This window comes from Paenibacillus aurantius (genome assembly GCF_032268605.1).
Classification (GTDB): Bacteria; Bacillota; Bacilli; order Paenibacillales; family NBRC-103111; genus Paenibacillus_AO; species Paenibacillus_AO aurantius.
This window is the reverse complement of the sequence record NZ_CP130318.1, coordinates 5,076,216-5,099,429: the sequence shown is the minus strand read 5'-3', so window position 1 is coordinate 5,099,429 and position 23,214 is coordinate 5,076,216. Positions and strand designations below refer to the sequence as shown.

Genomic DNA, 23,214 nt, shown 5'->3' with positions numbered 1-23,214 from the left:
GGTTAAATGGATTAGCGCGGCAAACCGGTTACTTCTTAACGGACTGCTGCCAGCTCAGATCCAGGATGTCCTCCACCTTCATAGGCTTGTCAAGGGCTCCCTGCTTCTGCATGATATCGGCCATTTCCTGCATGCGCTTGACCTGATCCGGGTTGATTTCCCAGTTAAACGTCTGGGAAGCGATGGATTCCTTGATGACTTCCTTCGCGGAAACCTTGCCGTTAGGCGTGTCCAGCGAATCGCCTTCAATAAAATGCTTCGTGATCTTATCGGCCGCGGCTTGAGGATCCTTCTGCAGCATCTCGATCGCCTCTTTCTGGGCGTCGAGGGCACGGTTGATCAAATCGCGGTCTTTCTTCAGCACGCTGTTAGACGTGATCATCACCATGCAAGGGAACGGCCATTCCTTGCCTACTTCATAGATCGGCTTCGCCCCAAATTGCTTCTGGGCGATCTTGTCGAACGGCTCGAAGACGAAGGCGGCGTCCACCTGGCCGGCTTGAAGCGCCTGAATAGCAGCGGCCGGCTCGACATATTTCATGTCGAGGTCCTTGTTCGTCAGGTTGGCCTTCGCGAGGGCGACCCCGTTCAGAACCACGTCCGCGGTGCTGCCCGGCTTCTGCGAAGCAAGTTTCTTGCCCTTCAGGTCGGCTACGCTCTTAATGGAGCTGTCCTTGCCGACGAGAATGCTGTGGAAGCCCATCTGGGCGCCGCCCACTACCTTCAGGTCGGCTCCCTGCGCCGACCAGGTCAGGGCATTGGTGAAGCCGAGGACGCCCGCATCCAGCTGGCCGCCGGCGATGGCCTTGATAAGGTCCGTACCGCTGTTGAACTTCGTCATTTCGGCCTTCAGCCCCTGCTTCTCGTACAGTCCCGCCTCATAGGCCAGAATGGCTTGGGCGTCATCCATAACGGCGAGGTAGCCGATCTTGATCGTCTTCGTTTCTTTCTTGGCCGGTGCGGAGGCGCCGGGAGCGGCCGAACCGGCCGGAGCCGGCGAACCGGAGGAGCCGCTGCTCTCGTTATTGCCGCAGGCGGCGAGAGCGGCGGAAAGCGTAACGGCAAGAGCAATCGTTCCGAGACGGCGGCGTCCGGATTTGTTGGTATTCACGTATGAGTCCCCCTAGACTAAATTCCATAATTCCTACTAGTTTAATAGGAATATTATAAGTAGAAAGAGAGAGACCGTCAAGTCTTTTTCTGGATGGTTGTCCCGATCTATGGAGGGTTTTGTCGAACGGAAGACTTGCGGGTAACGAGCGAATGGGCCTTATTCACCCGAGGTACGCCGAGGGTTTGCTCAGCCGGAACGAGCTTCGGCGTCTACGGTCCCCGAACCGGCCTTCCGGTGCAAAGATGGGGTCGTTGGTTGAGTTGCCTGAGCCGGACGATTATAATGAAACCATCAACGACTATAGAAAATGGAGCTTATTCTAATGGAAGAAATCGAAGTGCTTGTTAACCGGCTGATCGGCGAAGGGCAGCTGCTGCAGGCCGTGCTAAGCGGGCCCCGGCGCAAAGCCCCGGACCAGGCATCCAAAATAAAGGTGAAACCCGTCCTGCTGAAGGGAAAGCTTCACTACCAGTTCTCGAGCACTGTGGGACAGAAGGAGCTGCATGACAACCTGGAGCCGGCTCCTGCGGCCTTGAAGCTTGCGGAGCTTCTTCGGGAGGCGTTCAAGCAGGGGCTTCTTCAGTCGGCGGAGGCGGATTACCAGGTCCTCGTTAACAAGAAAGGGAAGGCGGCCCTTCTCCGGAAGCCCGCTACGAGGAAGCCGGAAGAGGCGGGTCTCTCCCACAACCGGCGCAAAAACTACCTGCTGGAGGAAGGCGTCCCGGTTCCCTTCCTGGTCGAGCTCGGCGTAATGACGCGCGAGGGGAAGGTGGCGGCCGCCAAATACGACAAGTTTCGGCAGATCAACCGCTTCCTCGAAATGATCGACGATGTCATGCCTGCCCTGGCGGACAAGGAGCAGATCCGTATCATCGATTTTGGCTGCGGCAAATCTTACCTGACCTTCGCCCTGTATCACTATCTTGTGCAGCTGCAGGGGAAAAAGGTGACGGTCACCGGCCTTGATCTCAAGGAGGATGTCATCCGTCACTGCAGCGCTCTGGCCGCCCGGCTCGAGTACAGCGGGCTGCGGTTCGAGATGGGCGACATCGCTGATTATTCGGACGCGGGCCGGGTCGACATGGTCGTGACGCTTCATGCGTGCGACACCGCGACCGACGCGGCGCTCGAGAAGGCCGTGCGCTGGGAGGCGGATGTGATCCTCTCCGTGCCGTGCTGCCAGCATGAGCTCTTCGGCCAGGTCAAGAGCGAGACGCTGGCCCCGATGCTGACGCACGGCATCATCAAGGAGCGGTTCTCCGCGCTCGCCACCGATTCCGTGCGGGCCCGGCTGCTGGAGCTGGTCGGCTACCGGACCCAGCTGCTCGAATTCATCGACCTGGAGCACACGCCCAAAAACCTGCTCATCCGGGCGGTTAAGCAGAGCCCGCCCGATAAGGAGACGCTGGCCCGTCTGGCAGCGGAATACAAGACCTTCCGGTCCTTTCTCGCCATTGATCCTTATCTGGAGCGGGCGCTGGCCGACCGGCTGGGGGACGTTCTTGCCGGCCGTCAGGACCAAGACGCTGATCGGCCCTAAGGCCCGGAGGTAGCTGCAGCGGTCCCTGCCACTCTTCCCTCTCAGAAAGAAAGCCCGCCCCGGTCGGCGACCAGGGCGGGCTTTCTTTCATGTATCCTTCGAATTATCCTCGAAGCGGCTCTCCAACTCGGTCAACACCCTTACCGGAAGGAGGCGAAAGCCGTTTCCCGTTCGTTTGGATTATCCGGCTTTCTTTAAGTCCATCGCGGGGAAGGCGAGCTGAGGCTACAGCATGCCCTCCTGCCGGGCTTTTTTCGCGGCCTGGATGCGGTCCCGCACGTCCATTTTGGAGTAGATGCTGGAAATGTAATTCTTAACGGTTCCCTCCGACAGATAAAGCTTCTCGGCGATTTCCCGGTTGTTCAGGCCGTCGGCGATGCAATGAAGCACCTGCAGCTCCCGCTCGCTCAGGCCGTAGGTTTCGGGCGGGGCACCCGTGGGTGCTCCACCCGATTCGCGTGACGAGCCGGCTTGTCCGGTCCCGGGCTCGGCCGCGGCGGCTCCGGCCCCCTGCGCCTTCGCCACCAGCATCCTCGCGATGTCCTGGGGAATCAGGGTGCCTCCCCGGCTGACCCATTTGATTCCGTCGGCCAGCTCACGCGGGTGAATGGCTTTCAGCAGGTAGCCCTCCGCGCCGGCTGCCAGGGCATCGACCACATAGTCCACTTCCTGGAAGGTGGTCAGAATAATGACGCGGATCTGGGGCCAGCGGGCCTTGATCCGGCGCGTCGCCTCCACCCCGTCCATCTCGGGCATATGGATATCCATCAGCACGATGCCGGGAGCGGCGCTTTCGCAAAGCTCCAGCGCCACACGGCCGTTCTCGGCCATCCCGACCACTTCTATCTCCGGATCCATATCCAGCACGATGTGAAGGCTTTCCCGGATCAAATCCTGGTCGTCCACGAGCAGCAGTTTGATGTCTTTCATTCCCATCCTCCTTATCGTAAAACGGTTAACAAGAACAGTCCCGTCTTCCGCCTTCTATTGTTCACCCTTGTTCCCAGCACCTGCCGCAGCCGGCCGGACAGGCACCGTGCAGACGACCGTGGTTCCTCCGTCCGGCTGGGAGCGGATGTCGAGCGAGCCGTTCAGAGAAGCCAGCCGTTCCTTCATCGCGCCAAGGCCGAAGCCCGCCACGAGCTCGCCTGTGCCTGTGCCGTTGTCCACGACATACAGCTGCAGCTGGGCAGGCTGGTAGGCCAGCACGATCTCGACCGAGCTCGCCTCCCCGTGCCTCTTGGCGTTGGTGAGGGACTCCTGCAGGCAGCGGACCATCGTCAGAACGGCGGTTTGAGGGAGATCGGTTTCTACGCCCACGGTCTCTATCCGGATCCGCGTCCCCGTATGAGCGCTGAACTCCCGGGCCAGCTTTTCCAGCTGCTCGTAAAGGGTTCCTTCCTCGGGCGGGGCAATCTGATGGATGCTTTTCCGGACTTCCTCTAAACCGCGGCGGGTGACGTTCCGAAGCACCTCCAGCTTGGCGGCCGCCTTGTCGGGAGCGGAAGCCAACAAATACGAGACGGCATCCATCCCCATGATAACGGAGGTGAACGTATGGCCCACCGTATCATGAAGCTCCCGGGCCAGCCGGTTCCGCTCCTCCAGAAGCGTCAGCTTCTCCACCTGCCCGGCATATTGGGCAAGAGCGGCATTCTGCTCCCGGATCAGCTCATACTGGCGGAGGTTCTCCTCGTAGAGCCGTTTGGTTCTCAGGTGGGTCCGCCAGATCCGCTGAATGGCATAGCCGATTCCATACAGGAGTCCATGGTTGAGCGTTTGCCCGATCATGTCTCCGACATAGGGATAGTCGCCGACCAGGAGCCAGTCCGCCAAGGGAATCCCCAGCACGAACACGGGTGCGGTCCACCAGGGCGAACGCCCGCGGGAGAAGAACCCGATGACGAGGCAGGGAAGCGTAAGGATGCCCGCGGCTTTCCCGGTCTGTAAGCTCAGGTACAGCTCCGCCGGCCCGCTTGTCAGGAGCAGAGCGAGCAGGAACCACCGGCGGCGGATATAGCCCGGGCGCCAGAACACGAAGGGAAGGTAGCAGAGAAGCATCAAGCTTCCCGTGACCGGCCAGGAAGCCCGCTCGGCAAGCTCGGGATCCAGAATCGTTTTGATAAAGGCAAGTCCGTACCAGGAGGCCAATACCCCGTAGAGGGCCCAGTCCAGCCACTGCCATTTGGTTTTCTCCGTCATGGGACCAACCGCTCCCGTCGTTAAAGGCACTTGTTACCCTACAGTTTACTTGACCCCGGGGGAAGACTCCAGTGAAATCGGTCATATGACTTAGTCATGACGGAGGGCACTAGCTTTTTGGATAGGCGAAAGCTTATGATGAAGCGGACAGAGCTGATCTTATGGATAACCCGGCCGCTTTGGGGGCCGACAGATAGGGAGGAAACCATGAACGAACCGATTGTACAGCTGCGCGGCGTGACCAAGCGCATTGGGTCCAAAACCATTGTCGACGGCTTAAGCTTCGATGTCCCGAAAGGGGAGGTATTCGGCTTTCTGGGACCGAATGGAGCGGGGAAAACCACCACCATCCGGATGATGGTCGGGCTGATGAACATTACGGAAGGGGAAGTGCTGATCGAGGGCCACAGCATCGCCAAAGACTTCGAGAAGGCCATCCGGCACGTAGGGGCCATTGTCGAGAACCCCGAAATGTACAAATATTTGACCGGGTACCAGAACCTCGTCCACTTTGCCCGGATGGTGCCGGGGGTGACCAAGCACCGCATCCAGGAGGTGGTCTCGCTGGTCGGCTTGAACAACCGCATTCACGACAAGGTGAAGACGTATTCGCTTGGGATGAGGCAGAGGCTGGGCGTGGCCCAGGCTCTTCTTCATAAGCCGTCGCTGCTTATTCTCGATGAGCCGACGAACGGGCTCGATCCGGCGGGAATCCGCGAGCTGAGGGACTACCTGCGCCAGTTGACGAAGGAAGAGGGCATCTCGGTCGTCGTCTCGAGCCATCTTCTTTCGGAGATGCAGCTGATGTGCGACCGGGTCGCGATCATCCAGCAGGGCCGGCTGATTGACGTCCGGCTGGTGAACGAATATACCGACGAAGTGGGCAAGCGTTCCGTGCTTTTCGAGGTGGATGATGCGGAGCGTGCGCTGGCGGCGCTAACGGAAGCGCGCGATGACCTTAAGGCCAATACCGGCCAGGGCGGCATCGAGGTTTCCCTGGACCGGGAGGAGACTGCCGAGATCAACTCCATGCTGGTGGGAGCCGGGGTCAAGGTTTATGGCATCCGGGCGCTCACCAAGACGCTGGAGGATAAATTCCTGGAGATTACGGGGGGTGATCAGATTGCTTAACCTGGTCCGCAACGAAAATATGAAAATCTACCGCCGTCTCCGCACCTGGATTCTCGTCGGTATTCTGATGGCCATTACCGTGGCCGCCGCGATTCTCATCGAGCGCAACAGCCCGAGGGCGGATAACGCCGACTGGCGTGCGGAGACTTCCCGGCACATCGAGGAGAACAAACGGAATACGGCTCAGCCGGGCGTTCCGGATTCGTATAAGCAGATGCTGGAGCGCGACACCAAGGTAATGGAGTACCGGCTTCAGAACGACCTCCCGCCGGCGGATAAGAATACCCTCTGGAAAGGGGTGCTGGATTCCGCGAACCTGATTTCGCTCGTTACGATTTTCACGGTGATCATTGCCGCGGATATCGTAGCGGCTGAGTTCGCAACGGGGACGATCAAGATGCTGCTCATCCGTCCGGCCAGCCGGGCCAAAATCCTGCTTTCCAAATATGCGGCGACCCTGGCCTTTTCGATCCTGCTGCTGGTCATCCTGTTTGCGACGTCGTTCGTCATCAACGGCATCCTTTACGGCTTCGGCGGGGCGGACCTGCCCTATCTGTACGCGTCGAAGGACGGCGCCGTTCACCAGACGGGCATGCTGGTTCACGCGCTTCAGACGTACGGGCTTAACTGCGCCGGACTGGTGATGATCGTGACCCTGGCGTTTATGGTTTCGACCATCTTCCGGAGCTCGTCCATGGCCATCGGCCTCTCGCTCGGGGTCATGTTCCTCGGCCAGCTCATTCTCGGCTTCTTCAGCAAATACAATTGGATCAAGTATTACCTGTTCGCGAATACGGACCTGACGGTCTATCTGACGGGAATGCCTCCGAAGGAAGGCATGTCCATGGGGTTCTCGCTTGCGGTTCTCGCAGTCTATTTCCTGATCTTCAACATCCTGTCCTGGTCCATCTTCATGAAAAGGGACGTGGCGGCCTGACCGGTTGTCATCCGGGACCGGCCGGACACGGCTGACCCGCCGGATACCTCCGGGAACGCAGAGGTAACAAAGAGGCTTCATGTCTAGCAGTCCGTCGGCATGAAGCCTCTTTGTCCTGCAGGCGCCGACGCTTCCTCAGCCGGGACAGAGACGGATTCATTTTTTTGAAAAATCACATAGCTGCTCTTAAAAATGACATAGGAAAGCGCTTTAATTCCCTGTACGATGAAAGCGAATCGAGGAATTCGATTCGGTAACCTATGTCATGAAAGGGGATACAAGGTTTGAAAAAAAAATGGACCGTTCTTCTCGTGACCTCATCGCTCTGTCTGGGCACCGCGCTTTCCGCCTGCAGCAAGTCGGAGCCCGCTGCGTCGCCGCAGTCGACCTCGCCCGCCGGAACGGCGGCAAATGCTCCAAAGAAGCTTCACGTCCTGCTGTCCCATTCGGAAGCCGCCTACGCGAAGCAGGCGAAGGATGACGATCCTTATGTCAAAGAACTCAGCAAACTATCCGGCTATGACCTGAAATTCGAGTTCCTGGGGCATGCCGATTACGGCCAGCAGTTGTCTCTCCGGTTCGCTTCCGGCGAGCTGGCCGATCTCGTTCGTACGGACTCCATCAACTCGACGAACCATTCCGGAGCGGTCGACCAAGGCGTCTTCCAGGAGCTGGGGCCGCTGATAGACAAATACGCGCCGAGCCTGAAGAAAAAAATCCCGGAGACGGCCTGGAAGAGTCCGCGCGTCACCAAGGACGGCAAAATCTACGGCATCCCCGTAGGGACCGGAATGCCCGCCGACGGAGTCGTCTTTATCCGGCAGGATTGGCTCGACAAGCTCCATATGAGCATGCCGAAGACGCTTGACGACTATCTGAAATTTTTCGAAGGCGTCAAGAAAGAGGACATGAACGGAAACGGCGATCCGAACGACGAGTACGGAATAGGCATCTTCAACAGCTTCTGGGGCGATTACTTTATCCCCGCCTTCGGCGTTCATCCCGGCTTGTTCAATCTGCGCGACGGCAAGCTGACGCCCGATTTCCTCGATCCGAAAATGAAGGATGCGATAGCGTTCTGGAAGAAGCTGTACGACAACGGCTATGTGAACCCGAATCTGTTCACCAAGAAGGAGGACGAACACAACGCCTCGATCGCCAAAGGGGAGGTCGGGTCCTGGGGAGCCGCCGTCTACCAGTATTCGGCGGGCTATGGTAAGGATAACGCGCCGAAGACGTTCATAAACCAGCCGGGAGCCTCGATCAGCATGGCCGAAGCGCCCAAGGGCCCGGACGGCAAGGGCGGAATCGGCGTTCAAGGCGACGGCATTTATTTTGTCTGGGTCATCCCGTCCAAGTCGAAGAACGTAGAGGAATCGCTGAAGTTTCTGGAATGGGCATGGACCAGCCCGGAAGCCGAAAAGTTTTACGCCTACGGCATCAAAGGCGTGAACTACACGGAAGAGAACGGCAAGATCAACTACGATTCCTCCGCTCCGGCCAATGCCGACAAGAACGCCTTCCAGATGTATCAGCTGTCGCTGAACATGAAGGAAATCGGCTTCGCTTCGCCGCTCGTGCTCAAGGTGGCGCCGGAAGCCGACAAGCTTATCAAGGGTTATGAGACCGCCTCCCGGAATATGATCAAGCATGACGGCCTGTATATGCCGCGCTTGAAATCACTCTCCAATAAACCAGAGCTGGCGCTCGGCTTGGGCAGCTCCAATCTCTTCACCGACATGTTCGCCAAGGTGGTGACCGGAAAAGCCCCGCTCGACTCCGCCTTCGACAATTTCGTGGCCGACTGGAAGAAGCGGGGCGGCGACGAAGTCATTCAAGAGGCGACGGAATGGTACAACAGCTTCCATAAGAAATAACCGTTCGCGCGGGCGGCGGCCCGGCAAGGGCCCCCCCGACGCTAACGGTTGGAAGGGAAGGGAGAGAGCCCAGTGAACAAATCGCTCAAAAAGAAGGATGCGCAGGTTCTGTTCCTGATCGCGCTGCCCGGTCTGCTGCATTTTCTGATCTTCAAGTACGTCCCCCTTGCCGGCAACGTCATCGCGTTTCAAAATTACAATCTCTTCCAGGGTTTTCTGAACAGCGAGTGGGTCGGCTTCGATCATTTTATCCGGATGTTCCGGTTTGAGGACTTCTCCCGCATTTTCCTCAACACGCTCCGTCTGGGCATCTACTCGATTGTGTTCGGGTTTCCCGCCCCGCTGGTGCTTGCGCTCCTGCTGCATGAAGTCCGCGCCCTGTGGATGAAGAAGCCCGTCCAGACGCTGCTCTACTTGCCGCATTTTCTGTCCTGGGTCATCGTGGGCGGTATCTTCCTTAATTTTCTGGACGTAAAGGGGCTGATCAACGGCCTGCTCCTGCGGATCGGCATCGGTCCGATTGACTTTATCGGGGATTCGGCCTACTTCATCGGCACCTTGATCTCCATCGGCATATGGAAGGAGGTCGGCTGGGGAATGATCATCTACCTGGCCGCTCTGGCGGGGATCAATCCCAATCTGTACGAGGCTGCCATGGTCGACGGGGCCGGGCGCTGGAAGCGGATGTGGCACATCTCGCTGCCGTCGCTCATGCCGGCCATCGTCGTGCTCCTGCTGCTGCGAATCGGGAATCTCATGGACGCCAACATAGAGCAGATGCTCATCTTCCTGAACCCGCTCGTCCGCGACGTCGGCGAAGTGTTCGACACCTATATTTACCGCGTCGGCCTACTCGGCAGCCAGTTCAGCTACACGACCGCCATCGGGATCTTCAAGTCCGTCATCGGGCTGCTGCTGATCGTGTTCGTCAACTCGCTCAGCAAGCGGACGACCGGCGAGAGCATTTATTGAGAAAGGAGAGGTTGCCATGATCCGCACGAGACAGGACCGGATGTTTGCCTGTATCAACGGATGCCTATTGCTCGGAATCAGCTTCCTGATGGTCGCCCCCATGATTCATCTGCTGGCGGTGTCCTTGAGCGCTCCGCAGTTCGCCAACGCCAAACTGGTCGGGCTTTGGCCGCGGGGCATCCAGTTCGACGTCTACAAGAGCATTTTGGACTCCGACTCGCTCTGGCGGGCGATGTCCATCAGCGTCTACATTACCGTGCTGGGCACGTTCCTGGCGCTTCTGCTGAACGGCTCGCTTGCCTACGCGCTGTCGAGAAGCGTCATGCCGGGGAGGAAGCTCGCGCTCCAGCTGATTCTGGTGACGTTCATCTTCCCGGCCCCGCTCATCCCGACTTATTTGCTCATCAAGGAGCTCGGCATGGTCAACTCGCTGTGGTCCTTGATGATTCCGGGAGCGATGGGCGCCTTTTACGTCTTCATCATGAAGACCTTCTTCCAGGGCATTCCCGGCGAATTGTTCGACGCCGCGAAGATCGACGGCAGCGGGGAAATACGCCTCTTCGCCCGGATCGTCCTCCCCTTGTCGATGCCGGTCATGGCGACGATCGCCCTGTTCCATGCCGTTGGGCAATGGAATTCGTATTTCTCGGCGCTCATCTTTTTGCGGACCAAGAGCTTGTATCCGCTTCAAGTGATGCTGCAGAATCTAATCGTGCAGGACGGTGCAAATTCCGGCGTCGACAACAATTTTCAGCTGAGCATGCAGTTCACGCCCGAGATGATGAAGGCGGGAGTCGTTCTGTTTGCGACCGCTCCCATCCTGATCGTTTATCCGTTTCTGCAAAAATATTTTGTCCAAGGCGCGCTGCTCGGTTCGCTGAAGGAATAACACCGGCCCAACATTAGAAGCAAAGTGGTGAAGGTATGCGGAGAGGGAAGCCGACAATCAAGACGAGGCTGCTGCTGCTGTTTTTCGTGTTTTTTCTCGTACCGTTCTCCGTGTCCGCCGCGATTTGGTACGGCAAGTCGAGCAAGTCGCTGGAGGACAACGCGGTCGATTCGACCGGTCTGCTCGTCAAGCAAATCAATCACAATCTCGATTTCTACTTTGACGATATCGAAAAGGCGACCCTGCCGCTCTTGACCAACAAGCTCGTTCAGGAATTCGTGAAAATCGATCCCCAGGACCAGTACCAGTATTTCTATACGAGCAATCAGCTGCTGGCCGAGGTCTATCCCCGGTATGTGTACGGCAGAGGAGATATTTACGGCTTCACGGTGCTGTCCAACCGCGGCGTCTACTACAGCAGCACGTCCCTCGCAGACAGGATCGAGCAATACCGGAACGTCAGCGCGGACGGACCCAATTACCGGATTCTCGGCATCAGCAAGGTCAACGATACACCCGTGCTTACGGTGCACCGCCGCATCATCGACAATCTGACGTACCGTCCGGCCGGAGCCATCGTGATCGACTTGTTCCTGGACCGGATTCTGGAGATTATCGATGAGGTGCGGATCGGGGGCACCGGCTTCGTCTACATTGTCGACGAAAACGGCCGTTATCTGTACCATCCGGACCATGAGCTGTGGGGCAGACCCGCCTCCGTCCGTCCGGAGGGAGGCTCGATGATAACCGGGAAGGGGCATGACCGGAAGATGGTCATCTCCGACCGCTCCTCTCTGACCGGGCTTACCCTGGTCGCGGAAATTCCGCGGGACATGCTCATGGGCAAGCTCAACGCGACGCGCGATATGACGGTTTTCGTCGGGGGGCTGCTGTTCCTCTTCGCCCTGGTGACGGCGGCCATGTTATCACTGTCCATAACCCGTCCGCTGTCCCATCTGCTGAAGCTGATGAAGAAGGCCGAGATGGGCGATCTGCATGTGCGCGCCCCGGTGCGTCAGGACGAAATCGGACGGCTGAATCAGGGCTTCAACCACATGCTGGACGAAATCGGACGGCTCATTGATGTGGCCCACCGTTCGCAAATGCGGGAGATGGAGATGGCGATCAAGCAGCGGGAAGCGCTTCTTCAGTCGATGCAGTCCCGGATCAATCCGCATTTTCTGTACAATACGCTGTCGGTGATCAATTCCCACGCTATCGTGTCCAAGGTGAAGCCGATCAGCCAAATGACGGTGTGGCTGTCCCAGATTCTGCGCTACAGCCTAGACGTCTCCGAGAAGCCCGTCCCGCTGGAAGAGGAATTGAACCATGTGCTGACCTATATCAAGATTCAGAAAGCCCGGTTTAAGGATCTGGAGGTGGATGTCGGCTTGAATCCCGACTGGGGCGTTCGGGTCGAGAGCCTGAGGCTAATCATCCAGCCCGTCGTGGAGAATGCGTTCGCGCACGGCTACGAGAAGCACGGGCGCAAGCCCGGCTATATCGGCATCTGGGGGGAAGCGGACAGCCGCTGGTTTACGCTGCGCATCGCCGATAAGGGAAGCGGGATGGAGCCGGATCTGCTCGGGCGGTATCGGGACGCCCTCGCCTCCTTCTCTGAGCAGGATATGCTGGATACGGGACGCCAGCCCTTCGAACGCATCGGATTGTGGAACGTGCACTGCCGGCTGCGGCTCGCTTTCGGGCCGCCCTACGGCGTCTCCATCGCCGCGTCGGATACGGCCGGTACCATCATCGAGCTGAAGCTTCCTTACGCGCCTGCGGACGAAAGGAGGGGACTCCGTCTTGTATAAGGTTCTGCTGGCGGATGACGAGCATATGGTCACAACGGGGCTGCGGACGCTGATCGATGCCGATGCGGACGGCTTCACCGTTATCGGGGAAGCGGAAGACGGCATGCAGGCGCTTATCCTTGCTGAAGAACTGACTCCCGACCTCATCATTACGGACGTGCGCATGCCCGTGATGGACGGCCTCACGTTCATGAAGGAGCTGCAGCGCAAGTCACATCGGGCCGAAATCATCGTCGTGTCCGGGTACGGCGAGTTCGAGTACGCCCAGCAGGCGATCCGGTGTGGAGCAGCCGATTATTTGCTGAAGCCCGTCGACTCCGATTATCTGCTGGAGGTGCTCGGCCGCTTCCGGGATAAATTCAACGAGCGGAGTCCGCTTCCCGAAGGCGATCCCGACCGTCTGATGCTCCTTGACGATTGGCTCGCGAAGCAGACCGCCGAGGAGCTGTGGAACTGGAACGAAGAGGGGATTGCGCGGATGCGCCGTCTGCTCACAGGCGAGCTGGCGTCCGAGAAGGCCGGCGCGGAGGAGAAAAGGCGGGGGGCGCATGCTTTTCTTGCCGGACTGTATCAGGAGCTTCGCGAGAAAAGCGGGGGAGCGTGCTGTGCGTCCGATCCGGCCGAATACGGCGCAGAAGAAACCCTGACGCTGCCGGAGTGGCTCCTGGACCGGCTTGACGATGCGGCCCGGCAGGTACGGCTGTCGCGTCACTGGGGCTACAAGCAGCTGGTGGCGTCGGTCATGCCGTACATCGAGAGCCGGATCAGCGACCCTGGGTTCTCGATGGCCGAGGCTGCGGAGCGGTTGAATTTGTCTCCCGCCTACTTCAGCTATATATTCAAGAAGGCCGAGAGCATGACCTTCATGCAGTTCCTGAGCGGCCGGCGGATGGAGCAGGCCAAGCTCTTATTGGCCGATCCCGCCAGCAAAATCTACGAGGTCGGCCATAAGGTCGGCTACGCGGATTACATTCATTTTACGAAAGCGTTCAAGAAGTACGTAAGCATGACCCCGACGGAATATCGCAGGCAGCGGGCCGGCCGTTAACGGCTGTTCCGCGGATTGGATTAGCAAAACGGGGGTTATCGACAAGCTGAAAGCAAAGCAGGGAGCCTACTGGCTCCCTGCTTTTTTGGATTCCATATAGGTGGTCAGGACGGCCAGCGTCAGGCAGACTGCGTAGCCGATGGCACAGAGAAGACCCACCCATTGATGATTGAGACCGAAGCCATGGCCGGCGGCGATCAGGACGATGCCAAGGCCGAGCAGCAGATGGGTAACCCGCCGCCACACCGGGAGGGACCATCGCTTCTTCAGCTTCTTGGCGGCAGAGCCGGGCGTATGGCGGTAGGTCGGTTGGTCAGCTCCACCGTGGTTCCCGGAGGCGGAAACCGCATCTTCCCGGCCGGACCGCCCTTTGCCGGTTTCCGATTCTTCCCGAAGGACCCGCTCCCGGTCCCCGGCTCCACCTTCCTTATTTTCGCGCGCCCGGTTAGGGGCCTGGGAGTCCTCGTCTCCTTGGGCGGAATGAGCGATCCGGGATTCTTTTCCATCGTCAGCTTGCTGAGGGGGTTGGGATTCCCCTCCTCCGTGGGCATGATGAGAGACCCTGGATTCCTCCCCCCCTTGGGCCTGCTCCTCCTGCCCTTCCTTCTGCATCTTCCGGGCTTCCCTTTCTTCCCGGGAACCGTCCCGTTCTTCTTCCTTGCCGTTTGCTCCCTCTTCTTCCTCCTGCTGACCCTTCTCGTGCCCGGATCGGGTTGTCTTTTTCCAAAGGGCCAGCATCAGCAGGACAAGAAACAGCACGGGCTGAACGGTCAGGACGAAGGGAGGGAAGCTGTAGGTGGCAAAGGTACGGGTCTCGGGCCCCCCCGGGAAGGCCAAGTAGACGGCGAGGAGCATGAGCCATCCCATGGAGCGGCTGTAGAAGGTATAGTCCCGCGTCTTGGTAAAGCTCGCCACTCCGATCAGAAGGGCGAGGAAGGCGGTCATGATGCTGACCAGGAAGGTCGGGAAATAAATGCTGAACAGGATGAGCTCCACCCGGTCCAGAAAATCGGAAATGTGAATCTGCTCGGCGAGCACATAGGACGGGTAATTCTCTTTGCCTAACGTATTCGCTCCGAGCACGGCGATGCCGACGATGCACAGAATCGTAAGGCCGAAGACGGACAGCAGAATTCCGTGCCTCATCGCGCTGTACAGCTGCTTGGAATTATAGATCGTATGCAGGAAGGCTCCTACCACGATAACATCCCCATACCAGGAGGAGGCGATCAGCCCGCTGAGCGTCAGATCGGAAGCCGGCTTGACGAGAACCGGCTCCAGCTGGTAGATCGATAGCTCATTGCTGAGCAGAATGGGAAGCATCAAGGTACTCAGAAACAGGAAAGGGAAGAACAGCTCGTTTACCCTGGCGGTGACCTCGATGCTCGTTGACCCGTAGTAGATCAGAACCACCACCAGAAGCAGCAGCAGGATTTCCTCTGGCGTGGAAGGGAGCAGGTTCAGCTTGACGAAGTTGATGAACAGCCGGGAGTTTCTTACGAATATCAGCCAGATGTTAAAGAGAATGATGATATTCAGGAGACTCCCGATCCATTTGCCCGCAAGCAGCTTGGTGATCTGAAAAATTGTCTGTCCCGGATAGCGCTTGGCCAGGCGGTAGAAGACGTAGCAGGCTAGAAGCGCATAAATGGCGCAGAAAAGGGGCGCGAACCACGCGTCGTTGCCGGAATACAGGGCGAGCTGCTGGGGCAGCAGAATGGTGGTGGAGGTCATGAACCCGGCGGCGATCAGCCAGGCCAGCTGGCGATGGCTAATGGTTTGATTTCTCACGCTGGTACCCTCCTACGATGGATTCTCCGGTGGGCCCCAGCAGCTGGTTAAGCCAACGGGTGGGCATAGGGGGCCTCACATGCAGGAACAGGCTGACCAGAAGAACAATAGTGATCCCGTTGATCGTTAGGTAAAGAGGAAGGTTGATCTTCCTCTTGTTCCCCCCGCGCAGAATCATCAAATCCCGCAGCAGGTAGTACACGAAAATCACCACGAACGCGAACAGGAAGATCGGACTCATCGAGGCACCTTCTCCGCAATGTTTTGGGTAATGAGGCCGATTTGCGTAATGGAGGTCTTGATCTGAAGATCAAACTCCGCCTTGCTCAAAATATCCGGCCAGTCTTTCTCATACTGCTCTTTCCATTCTCGGGGAAACTTATGCCATATGAACCTTCCCAGTCCAGCCGGATCGGCTTTATGTCTTTGGATCAGCGCGATGGTTTGAGTGATTTCCCGGCGGATGGCATTATTCGCTTTGTCCTCCAGCTCCTGGGAGATTTCCTTAGAGGACATGTTGAAGTCCGACAGGTTCTCCTGGACCGTGAGCAGGGCTTTCACCTTTATGGTGAATTTTCCTTTGCCGTTCTTCTTCTCCGCGGAAACAAAGTCGGCCGTTCCTTCCGACATGATTAGGGCCACCTTCCGGCCTTCCAGCTCCACCTGAAAATTGTAAGGTTTCACCTTCTTCTGAAGCCAGAAAAGTCCCTGGGCCGCCTCCTGCTGAATGGAATCGACCATCTTGTCGTCCTTGAACATGGCATAGCCGAGAATATCGACCTCGCTTGAGCGGGCTTCGCTTTTCTCGGTTTTCTTCGTGCCCACGTAAGCGAGAACGGGGTCGATCCCGTAGGAGCTGAGGGCGCTTGCCGCCGATTTGATATTGATGATTATCCGCCCTTCGGATTTGACAAGCTCCCGGATCGCCTCGCCCGAGAACCGCTCCAGCTTGGGCTGGGCGTTAAGCAGGTCATAGCCCTTTCCCTTGGCCACAATCATATAGCCGGAAAGGCGGTTCTCCGGGGTGCGGGCCACCACGTCGAACAAAGGCCGTATTCCTTTGCGGGCTAAGTCTTCTCCGATGATGAGAACGCGGCGGTGGGCAAAAACAAGGGTGCGGGCCATCCGCAGCTGCAGCTTATTGGCCGCCTCGGTTATCGTGGTGCCGGACTCGGAATCAACATAGTAGGTTTTGCTTCCTCCCGTGCCGCCTCCGCCTCCGCTCGCTCCGCCGAGCTGTCCGGCCAGCGGTACCTGGACGGAGACCCGATACTGGCCGTTTTCGTCGAGATCGATGGCGGAGGCGATGACGAAGGCGGAGTCGTTAATTTCCCGGCGGTCCCAGCAGCCGCTTAGAACAAACGGGACAAGCAGGAGAAGCAGCATTCTAGGAAGGTTCTTTCCCGACAGGATGATCATGCTCGGCCTCCTTACCGTTTTCGTCCCCGCGGTCCAAGGACTGGGCATCCCGGAAGCCGCCTTGGGCCTTGATAATAGACTTAAGCTCGGTTCCCTGCCGGGTAATGTCCGGCACGTCCAGGAAGGAGGGCCGCTTGTTCATCGCCCAGATAGGGGCTCTCCACAGCACGTCCTTCAAGTCTCCGAGCGACATAGGGCCGACGGGAGCAAGATAAGGCACCCCAAAGGAGCGGAGATTGGCCATATGGCCGACGATGATCATGCCGCCGATCAGAATCCCATACACGCCGAAAAGGGAGGCGGCGATGATGATCGGAAAGCGCAGCATGCGCAGGGCGATGGCGCCGTTATAATGCGGGATGGTGAAGGACGCGATTCCGGTTATCGAAACGACAATAACCATCGGAGCGGACACGATCCCCGCCTGGACGGCGGCCTGGCCGACGACAAGCGCGCCGAGAATGCTCACGGCGGAGCCGACCGCCTTCGGAAGGCGGATTCCGGCTTCCCGCAGCGCCTCGAAGATGATCTCCATGATGAGCGCCTCCACGACGGCGGGGAAGGGAATCGCCTCCCGGGCCGCGGCAATGCTTAGCAGCAGCGTGGTCGGGAGCAGCTCCTGGTGAAAGGTCGAGATGGCCACGTAAAGCCCCGGCGTCAGAATCGACAGCAGCAGGAAGAGGTAGCGCAGCCAGCGGATGAGCGTCCCCATCTGGAACCGCTCGTAGTAATCCTCGGTCGCTTGCAGCAGGTGGGAAAAGGTGGTCGGAACCAGCAGGACCATCGGCGTTCCATCCGTAAAAATAGCGATCCTTCCCTGGGCCAGGGCCGCCGCCACCGCATCCGGCCTTTCCGTATACTGCACCTGGGGAAAAGGGGAGAAGGCGCTGTCCTGAATGTATTCCTCCAGGTAGCCGGACTCGAGAACCGTATCGATATTGATTTTCTTCAGCCGGGCAACCGTCTCTTTGACCAGCTCGGGATCGGAGATTCCCTCGAGGTAAGCGACAACCACGTTCGTGTTGCTGTGCTTGCCGATTACAAGCGGCTTCATCTTGAGCCGCGGGGTTTTGATCTTGCGCCGGACGAGGGACGTGTTCGTTCGCAGATTCTCGATGAAGCCTTCCCGCGGACCGCGGATAACCGTCTCGGTCTCCGGCTCTCCCACGCTTCGGGTTTGGGCTCCCCGCAGCCCAAGCAGGAGGGCCTTGGTGTTGCCCTCGACCAACAACGCCGTATCGCCGCTCAGCATGCTGTTCAGGAGGTCCCCGTAGTTATCCACCGCTTTGATTTGTGAGACGGACAGATTGCGGAGCTGGATCCGCTCGATATCGACCTCGCCCCCTTCGAAAACCATAATGTTCTCCAGGGCATTCTCCAAGAGCTCCGTGTTGACCAGCCCGTCCACGAAGACAGCCACAGCCGGAATCCCCGTTTCCAGCTGAAAGGGGCGGATGACGACGTCGGAGCAGTCCGTGAACATCTGCTTGAAGTATTGCTGGTTAACTTTCAAATCGGCCGGGATCGGGACGGATTTCAGATCGTCGATATACTCGAATTCCAGATACTCCTGAACCTTATTAGGTTTGTTCTTTTTTGGGTACACTGAATAATCACCTGGTTCCAATTATGACGTAGGGGCCGGCAGCTGCCTCAAAAGGAGGAAGACACCTTGTACTGGGCAATCGGCGCGTTAGCGATCTGGATCCTTCTGCTGCTCACAGTGCTCGTAGTGGAATTCCGCCACCCGTCAAAAAGCGTGGCTTGGCTCCTCGTTCTGTTTATTTTCCCCATACTTGGATTCGTTATGTATTATTTCATGGCCCAGGAATTCCGGCATAAGCGGATGATCGGCGGGAGGGAGCGGGGTCAGGCGGAAGGGGGGCACGGGGAGGAAACGGGGATTCCTTGGAAGGGGAACGGGATTCACGAAAAAAGAAGCTATGGCTATCCGGCACCTTCCCGTCCTTATGACCGGTGGACATTTCCGGAGCTCGGGGTACCACCGGGCGTGGAGGTTTCCGCCGAGCTGACGCCCTTCGAGGCAACCACTCTTTCACGGCCCGGGGACGAGGGGCTTACCGGAGTAGACAGCCGGCTGGCCTCGTTTCTGCGGGGCCTGCCGGAAAGTCCGGTTACCGATGGCAACGAGGTGGAGGTCTACACCGGCGCCGAAACGGCGTACCCCGCGATCCAGGAAGCGATGGAGAGGGCGAAGCATCATATTCATTTTCAGTTCTATACCATCCGGGATGACGAAGCGGGAAGGGACTTTCAGAAGCTGCTCATCCGCAAAGCGAGGGAAGGGGTGCGCGTCCGGGTTCTCTACGACGGCATTGGAAGCTATAAGCTCACCAAAGCTTATCTGCGGGAATTAATAGAAGCAGGGGTGGAGACCGCCTGCTTCCTCCCGCCGATGATTGCCTTTCTCGACAGACGGATCAACTTCCGCAATCACCGGAAGATCGTGGTGGTGGACGGGACGACCGGCTTCCTCGGGGGCATCAACATCGGGAACGAGTACCTTGGAGGAAATCCCCGGCTCGGCCACTGGCGGGATACGCACCTGAGAATCCGCGGTCCGGCCGTATACGGCCTCCAGCGTCTTTTTTTATCGGATTGGCGTTTTGCCGCCCGGACGACAATCGACGCCTCCGCCTATTATCCCGTACAGCCGCCGGCGGAAGGGGAGAAGCTGCAGGTCGTCTGCAGCGGGCCGGACGGCCACTCGGATCGTCTGCTGGAGGTATGTTTCTCCGCCATCTCCACCGCAAGGAAGAAAGTTTACCTGGCTTCCCCGTATTTCATTCCCGACGACAGTCTGATCATGGCGCTTAAGACGGCGGCGCTCAGCGGAGTGGACGTGAGGATTCTCGTCCCGTCCGTTCCGGATTCCCGGCTCGTCCAGCTGGCCTCGTTCTCCTATCTGGAGGAGCTCCTGCAAGCGGGGATCCGTTTCTACCGGTACCAGAAGGGCTTCCTCCACAGCAAAATCATGCTGGTTGACGATGCCGTCGCCACCGTCGGGACGATGAACTTGGACATGAGGAGCTTCTTCTGCAACTTTGAGCTGAACGCGGTGCTTTATGGAAGAGAAACGCTGGACAGGCTGGCGGCGGATTTTGACAGGGACCTGGCGGCAAGCGAGGAGCTGCAGCTGGATTCGTTCGCCCGTCGTCCGGCCGCCCAGAAGGCAGGGGAAATCGTGCTCCGCATCCTCTCGCCCCTCTTGTAGAGTCAGCGGAGGAAGGAGAGCACGTGATCGAGGGATTGGGGCTTGACGCGGTCGATGAGATCGCCGAACTTGTTCAGGCGCTCCTCGATGGTGAGCAGGTTATACTCGCGGGGATCGACCCGGCGGTGCACCTCGTCCCAGAACAGAGGGGTGGACACGGTGGCATGTGCACGGGCGCGGGGGGTGTAGGGGGCGGATAACGTTTTGCCGTAATAATGCTGAAGGTAATCGACGTAGATGAGGTCGCCGCGGTTCTTCTTCAGCCGCTCGATCGTAAACAGCTTGGGGTATTTCTCCACGAGAAAGTTCCCGAGAAAAAGCCCGATGCCGCGCAGCTGGTCGAACGTATATCCGCGCTCGATCGGGATGAAGAGCTGAACGCCGGTCGCGCCGGACGTCTTGGGAACGGCCTGGATCTTCATCCGGTCCAGGGCGTCCCCGATTTTATCGACCGCGTCCATGATTCTCGGCTCGACTTCAAGGGTCGGATCAATGTCGATGACCCACTCGGCCGGCAGCTCATCGTCTACATAGTGGAAGGACGGATGAAACTCCAGGCAGGCCAGATTGCCGAGCCAGATCAGGGTAGGAACCGAATCCAGCACAACGTAATTAATGCCCTGAAGCTCAGCCGTCCGGACGAAGGAGGGCACCGGCTCCGGGGCGTTTTTCTGGTAAAAGGACTTCTCGTCGCCCGCCCCGTGGGGGAAGCGGATCGTCGTCAGGTAGCGGTTCGTGGTGTACTTCAGCAGGTAGGGAGCAAGCCGGATAAGCTTCTGCAGGTACATCAGCTTCGTGATCTTCATCTCCGGCCACAGGGGCTTGTCCGGATTCGTAATCGTCAGCTCGTGGCCTTCGATCGTGACAGTGCCTTTGACGGTCTTCATGGATGGATGCCTCCCGGGTTAACCAGTTTCGGGTGCCGGAGCTGGCCGGCTTCCGTTATTTCGAGGCCTGTGACGGTCACGGGGAAGGGGACGGATAGCCACAGAAGCGTCTCCTTCCGGAGATCGGCGGGCAGCGGGGACCAGAGGGCCAGACCGGGGGTGAGCCGGGCGGCGTAGTCGAGCAGCTCCCGCTTCTTCGCGGTATCGAGCCCGAGCGAGACGCGGCCGAAGTAGACCCCGTCCCGGAGCATGACCAGGCTCGAAAGCACCCCCGCCTTCATCGTATAGGCGACGATGGAGACGTCGAGCACCAGGGCGGTCTTCTTCTTGAACCAGTCCCCATGCTTCTTGCCGGAGCGGTATTTGCTCGCGAGACGCTTGCTTACGACGCCTTCCCAGCCGTTCGTTTCCACCCAGGTCCACAGCGCCTGTCCGTCCGGAAACAGGTCCGTCACGAACAGCCCCGGCTTCTTCTCGGGAAAGAGCTCCAGTAAGCGTTCATGCCGCTCCCGGAAGGGCTGATCCCGGAGATCCTTTCCGTTCTGCTCCAGCACATCGAAGAGCACGTAAGCGACCGGTTCCCGGGCGATCGCCTCGCGGATGCCCGCCGGCTGCTTCAGCCGCTCCCGCTGGAGCACCTTCTGGAATACCGGCCGGCCCTTGACCGGATCAAACACCACCGCCTCTCCATCGAGAACCAGCCGGCCTTTCACCCGGGACAGGGTCTCCACCAGCTCGGGGAATACGGCATTCTTCGGCAGCTGCCGCTTGGAGTAGAGCTGAACGCTCCCGTTATCGAGGCCGGTGAGGAGGCGGACGCCGTCCCATTTAAGCTGGTAGCCCCATTCGGGACCGGCGGGAAGACGTTCGTCCAGAATCGGGGACATGGGCTCAAGCGGCAGCATCAGGAAACGGAGTCCTTTGCTTTTTTGCCCTTCCGTTTGCCTGCGGCCGGCTTCTCCGGCTTCACGGCGTCGAGGCTCGCCTGCAGGGCGGACATGAGGTCGATGACGTTCGCCCGCTGCTGCTCCGGAGCCACGCGGATTTCTTCGCCCGAAATCTTCTGCTGGATCGCGTCCATAAGGGCGGACCGGTACTCGTCCTTGTATTTCTCAGGCTCGAACGGTGTGGAGAGCTGCTCGATGAGCATTTTGGCCATGGTCAGCTCCTTGTCGTTGACCTGACTCGCCTCGGGAAGATTAGGAACCTGGCCCACAGGCCGGATTTCATCCGGGTAGAAAATCGTGTTCATCGCGATGCAGCGGTCGATAACGCGGATGGCGGCAAGTGAGCTCTTGGACCGGAGGGAGACGGAAGCGATTCCGATCTTGTTCGTCTGCTTGATGGACTCGAGCAGCAGGCTGTAAGCGTTCGAGCCCGTGTCGCCCGGGGAGAGGTAGTAGGTTTTCTGAAAATAAATCGGGTCGATCTCTTCCAGGTCTACAAAATCGAGGATTTTGATCTCGCGGTTCACTTCCTGGTTCAGCTTCTCCAGCTCGTCCTTCTCGAACAGCACGAAGCGGCCCTTCTCATATTCATAGCCCTTCGAGATCTCGTCCCAGCCGACCTCGCGGTCGCAGCTTTGGCATTTGCGGACATACGAGAGGGGGGTGCTGCACTCCTTGTGGACATACCGCATGGAGATGTCCTTGTCTTCCGTGGCGGCGAACATTTTGACGGGCACATGGACAAGCCCGAACGAGATGGCGCCTTTCCAAATGGTATGCATGAACGATTCCTCCTGGCGCCTTATCCGGTCCATCCTTCGGTCGAATAAGGCTGTTGGCCCGGCAGTCGGGCAGATTGTTATCTCCTAGTCTATCCCGATTTCACCAATTTTATGAATGAAGCCGGCCCAATCCGGATAAGCTATTCCCGCTTAGGCTGATGACACAAGCCGCTGAAAGGAGGATTTCCATGGCAGAACGTACCGATGAGCACGGGGACACCACGCTCGAAGGCCGGGACGAGCATTTTATGGACATTGACCGGATGATCAACGAAGGCTTGGGCGGAGGAGTCGTTTCCTATGAGAACGGCTGGATCAACAGTTCCACCACGGACACGATGACCTTCCCGGAATCCGTAGCGGCCGAAGAAGACCCCGAGCGTGACGGGGAATAGATCCCCACAAGATCAACAGGAAAAGGAGAACGGAGCATGGACATTACCCGCGCCCAAGAGATCTTACAGGCAAGCGAACGCATTACGGTGGAGATGAACGGCGTACCTGTCTGGATCGACAGCGTCGACCGGCAGGGAAACAAGGTGAAGGTGCACGCCGAGAGCAACCCGGCGGATACGAGAACCGTTTCCGTAGAGGAGCTGGACGAGGTTCATTGATTTGACCAACGGTTT

General features: G+C 58.5%; 21 protein-coding genes. 11 read left to right on the top strand and 10 right to left on the bottom strand.

Features of this window, described 5'->3' with window-relative positions:
• Positions 1-28: 28 nt before the first annotated feature.
• A complete protein-coding gene (locus tag MJA45_RS23075; protein WP_315604243.1) occupies positions 29-1,111 on the bottom strand; it encodes an ABC transporter substrate-binding protein in 1,083 nt (360 codons plus the stop codon).
• A 325-nt stretch (positions 1,112-1,436) separates the two neighbouring features.
• On the opposite strand from MJA45_RS23075, the gene MJA45_RS23070 reads away from it, so the two are divergent.
• Positions 1,437-2,654: a class I SAM-dependent methyltransferase gene (locus MJA45_RS23070; protein ID WP_315604242.1), complete on the top strand. Its 1,218-nt coding sequence runs from the start codon at positions 1,437-1,439 to the stop codon at positions 2,652-2,654.
• Between the two features lie 225 nt (positions 2,655-2,879).
• On the opposite strand, the gene MJA45_RS23065 is transcribed toward MJA45_RS23070, so the two are convergent.
• Positions 2,880-3,584, bottom strand: a complete 705-nt coding sequence (locus MJA45_RS23065; protein ID WP_315604241.1) for a response regulator — start codon at positions 3,582-3,584, stop codon at positions 2,880-2,882.
• A gap of 54 nt (positions 3,585-3,638) precedes the next feature.
• On the bottom strand, positions 3,639-4,856 hold the full coding sequence (locus MJA45_RS23060; protein ID WP_315604240.1) for a sensor histidine kinase: 1,218 nt from the start codon (positions 4,854-4,856) through the stop codon (positions 3,639-3,641).
• Positions 4,857-5,063: 207 nt separating this feature from the next.
• On the opposite strand from MJA45_RS23060, the gene MJA45_RS23055 reads away from it, so the two are divergent.
• From MJA45_RS23055 to MJA45_RS23025, 7 genes are all read left to right on the top strand, one after another.
• A complete protein-coding gene (locus tag MJA45_RS23055) occupies positions 5,064-5,987 on the top strand; it encodes an ABC transporter ATP-binding protein (RefSeq protein ID WP_315604239.1) in 924 nt (307 codons plus the stop codon).
• On the top strand, positions 5,971-6,924 hold the full coding sequence (locus MJA45_RS23050) for an ABC transporter permease (RefSeq protein WP_315604238.1): 954 nt from the start codon (positions 5,971-5,973) through the stop codon (positions 6,922-6,924). Before MJA45_RS23055 ends, MJA45_RS23050 begins: the two co-directional genes overlap by 17 nt.
• A gap of 284 nt (positions 6,925-7,208) precedes the next feature.
• Positions 7,209-8,801 (top strand): extracellular solute-binding protein, encoded by a 1,593-nt coding sequence (locus MJA45_RS23045; RefSeq protein WP_315604237.1) that lies wholly within the window; start codon positions 7,209-7,211, stop codon positions 8,799-8,801.
• Positions 8,802-8,873: 72 nt separating this feature from the next.
• Entirely contained in the window at positions 8,874-9,773 is a 900-nt protein-coding gene (locus tag MJA45_RS23040) for an ABC transporter permease (protein WP_315604236.1), read from the top strand.
• A gap of 16 nt (positions 9,774-9,789) precedes the next feature.
• A complete protein-coding gene (locus tag MJA45_RS23035) occupies positions 9,790-10,662 on the top strand; it encodes a carbohydrate ABC transporter permease (protein ID WP_315604235.1) in 873 nt (290 codons plus the stop codon).
• Positions 10,663-10,697: 35 nt separating this feature from the next.
• Complete coding sequence (locus MJA45_RS23030) at positions 10,698-12,476, top strand: cache domain-containing sensor histidine kinase (RefSeq protein WP_315604234.1); 1,779 nt, start codon at positions 10,698-10,700, stop codon at positions 12,474-12,476.
• Positions 12,469-13,524 (top strand): response regulator, encoded by a 1,056-nt coding sequence (locus MJA45_RS23025; RefSeq protein WP_315604233.1) that lies wholly within the window; start codon positions 12,469-12,471, stop codon positions 13,522-13,524. The genes MJA45_RS23030 and MJA45_RS23025 overlap by 8 nt, the downstream gene beginning before the upstream one ends.
• Positions 13,525-13,590: 66 nt before the next feature.
• On the opposite strand, the gene MJA45_RS23020 is transcribed toward MJA45_RS23025, so the two are convergent.
• The 4 genes from MJA45_RS23020 to MJA45_RS23005 are packed head-to-tail and all read right to left on the bottom strand — an operon-like array spanning position 13,591 to position 18,340.
• Positions 13,591-15,315 carry a GerAB/ArcD/ProY family transporter gene (locus MJA45_RS23020; protein WP_315604232.1) on the bottom strand — a complete coding sequence of 575 codons (1,725 nt, stop codon included), beginning with the start codon at positions 15,313-15,315 and terminating at the stop codon, positions 13,591-13,593.
• Positions 15,296-15,556, bottom strand: a complete 261-nt coding sequence (locus tag MJA45_RS23015; RefSeq protein WP_315604231.1) for a hypothetical protein — start codon at positions 15,554-15,556, stop codon at positions 15,296-15,298. Before MJA45_RS23015 ends, MJA45_RS23020 begins: the two co-directional genes overlap by 20 nt.
• Positions 15,553-16,734 carry a Ger(x)C family spore germination protein gene (locus MJA45_RS23010; RefSeq protein WP_315604230.1) on the bottom strand — a complete coding sequence of 394 codons (1,182 nt, stop codon included), beginning with the start codon at positions 16,732-16,734 and terminating at the stop codon, positions 15,553-15,555. The genes MJA45_RS23015 and MJA45_RS23010 overlap by 4 nt, the downstream gene beginning before the upstream one ends.
• Positions 16,703-18,340 carry a spore germination protein gene (locus MJA45_RS23005; RefSeq protein ID WP_455430389.1) on the bottom strand — a complete coding sequence of 546 codons (1,638 nt, stop codon included), beginning with the start codon at positions 18,338-18,340 and terminating at the stop codon, positions 16,703-16,705. The genes MJA45_RS23010 and MJA45_RS23005 overlap by 32 nt, the downstream gene beginning before the upstream one ends.
• A 66-nt stretch (positions 18,341-18,406) precedes the next feature.
• Here MJA45_RS23005 and cls point away from each other — a divergent pair, with 66 nt between their 5' ends.
• Complete coding sequence (gene cls, locus MJA45_RS23000; protein WP_315604229.1) at positions 18,407-19,969, top strand: cardiolipin synthase; 1,563 nt, start codon at positions 18,407-18,409, stop codon at positions 19,967-19,969.
• A gap of 2 nt (positions 19,970-19,971) precedes the next feature.
• On the opposite strand, the gene MJA45_RS22995 is transcribed toward cls, so the two are convergent.
• The 3 genes from MJA45_RS22995 to ku are packed head-to-tail and all read right to left on the bottom strand — an operon-like array spanning position 19,972 to position 22,585.
• A complete protein-coding gene (locus tag MJA45_RS22995; protein WP_315604228.1) occupies positions 19,972-20,856 on the bottom strand; it encodes a DNA polymerase domain-containing protein in 885 nt (294 codons plus the stop codon).
• Positions 20,853-21,743: an ATP-dependent DNA ligase gene (locus tag MJA45_RS22990; RefSeq protein ID WP_315604227.1), complete on the bottom strand. Its 891-nt coding sequence runs from the start codon at positions 21,741-21,743 to the stop codon at positions 20,853-20,855. The genes MJA45_RS22995 and MJA45_RS22990 overlap by 4 nt, the downstream gene beginning before the upstream one ends.
• 17 nt (positions 21,744-21,760) lie before the next feature.
• Complete coding sequence (gene ku / locus MJA45_RS22985; protein WP_315604226.1) at positions 21,761-22,585, bottom strand: non-homologous end joining protein Ku; 825 nt, start codon at positions 22,583-22,585, stop codon at positions 21,761-21,763.
• A gap of 188 nt (positions 22,586-22,773) precedes the next feature.
• Here ku and MJA45_RS22980 point away from each other — a divergent pair, with 188 nt between their 5' ends.
• Both MJA45_RS22980 and MJA45_RS22975 read left to right on the top strand, forming a co-directional pair.
• A complete protein-coding gene (locus tag MJA45_RS22980) occupies positions 22,774-22,980 on the top strand; it encodes a hypothetical protein (protein WP_315604225.1) in 207 nt (68 codons plus the stop codon).
• Between the two features lie 36 nt (positions 22,981-23,016).
• Entirely contained in the window at positions 23,017-23,199 is a 183-nt protein-coding gene (locus MJA45_RS22975; RefSeq protein ID WP_315604224.1) for an H-type small acid-soluble spore protein, read from the top strand.
• Positions 23,200-23,214 lie beyond the last annotated feature (15 nt).

Excerpts from the sequence above, each read along its gene's own strand:
- MJA45_RS23070 (WP_315604242.1), top strand. The coding sequence starts at position 1,437 with ATGGAAGAAATCGAAGTGCTTGTTAACCGGCTGATCGGCGAAGGGCAG.
- MJA45_RS23065 (WP_315604241.1), bottom strand. The coding sequence starts at position 3,584 with ATGAAAGACATCAAACTGCTGCTCGTGGACGACCAGGATTTGATCCGG.
- MJA45_RS23060 (WP_315604240.1), bottom strand. The coding sequence starts at position 4,856 with ATGACGGAGAAAACCAAATGGCAGTGGCTGGACTGGGCCCTCTACGGG.
- MJA45_RS23055 (WP_315604239.1), top strand. The coding sequence starts at position 5,064 with ATGAACGAACCGATTGTACAGCTGCGCGGCGTGACCAAGCGCATTGGG.
- MJA45_RS23035 (WP_315604235.1), top strand. The coding sequence starts at position 9,790 with ATGATCCGCACGAGACAGGACCGGATGTTTGCCTGTATCAACGGATGC.
- MJA45_RS23030 (WP_315604234.1), top strand. The coding sequence starts at position 10,698 with ATGCGGAGAGGGAAGCCGACAATCAAGACGAGGCTGCTGCTGCTGTTT.
- MJA45_RS23015 (WP_315604231.1), bottom strand. The coding sequence starts at position 15,556 with ATGAGTCCGATCTTCCTGTTCGCGTTCGTGGTGATTTTCGTGTACTAC.
- MJA45_RS23010 (WP_315604230.1), bottom strand. The coding sequence starts at position 16,734 with ATGATCATCCTGTCGGGAAAGAACCTTCCTAGAATGCTGCTTCTCCTG.
- MJA45_RS22995 (WP_315604228.1), bottom strand. The coding sequence starts at position 20,856 with ATGAAGACCGTCAAAGGCACTGTCACGATCGAAGGCCACGAGCTGACG.
- MJA45_RS22990 (WP_315604227.1), bottom strand. The coding sequence starts at position 21,743 with ATGTCCCCGATTCTGGACGAACGTCTTCCCGCCGGTCCCGAATGGGGC.
- ku (WP_315604226.1), bottom strand. The coding sequence starts at position 22,585 with ATGCATACCATTTGGAAAGGCGCCATCTCGTTCGGGCTTGTCCATGTG.
- MJA45_RS22980 (WP_315604225.1), top strand. The coding sequence starts at position 22,774 with ATGGCAGAACGTACCGATGAGCACGGGGACACCACGCTCGAAGGCCGG.
- MJA45_RS22975 (WP_315604224.1), top strand. The coding sequence starts at position 23,017 with ATGGACATTACCCGCGCCCAAGAGATCTTACAGGCAAGCGAACGCATT.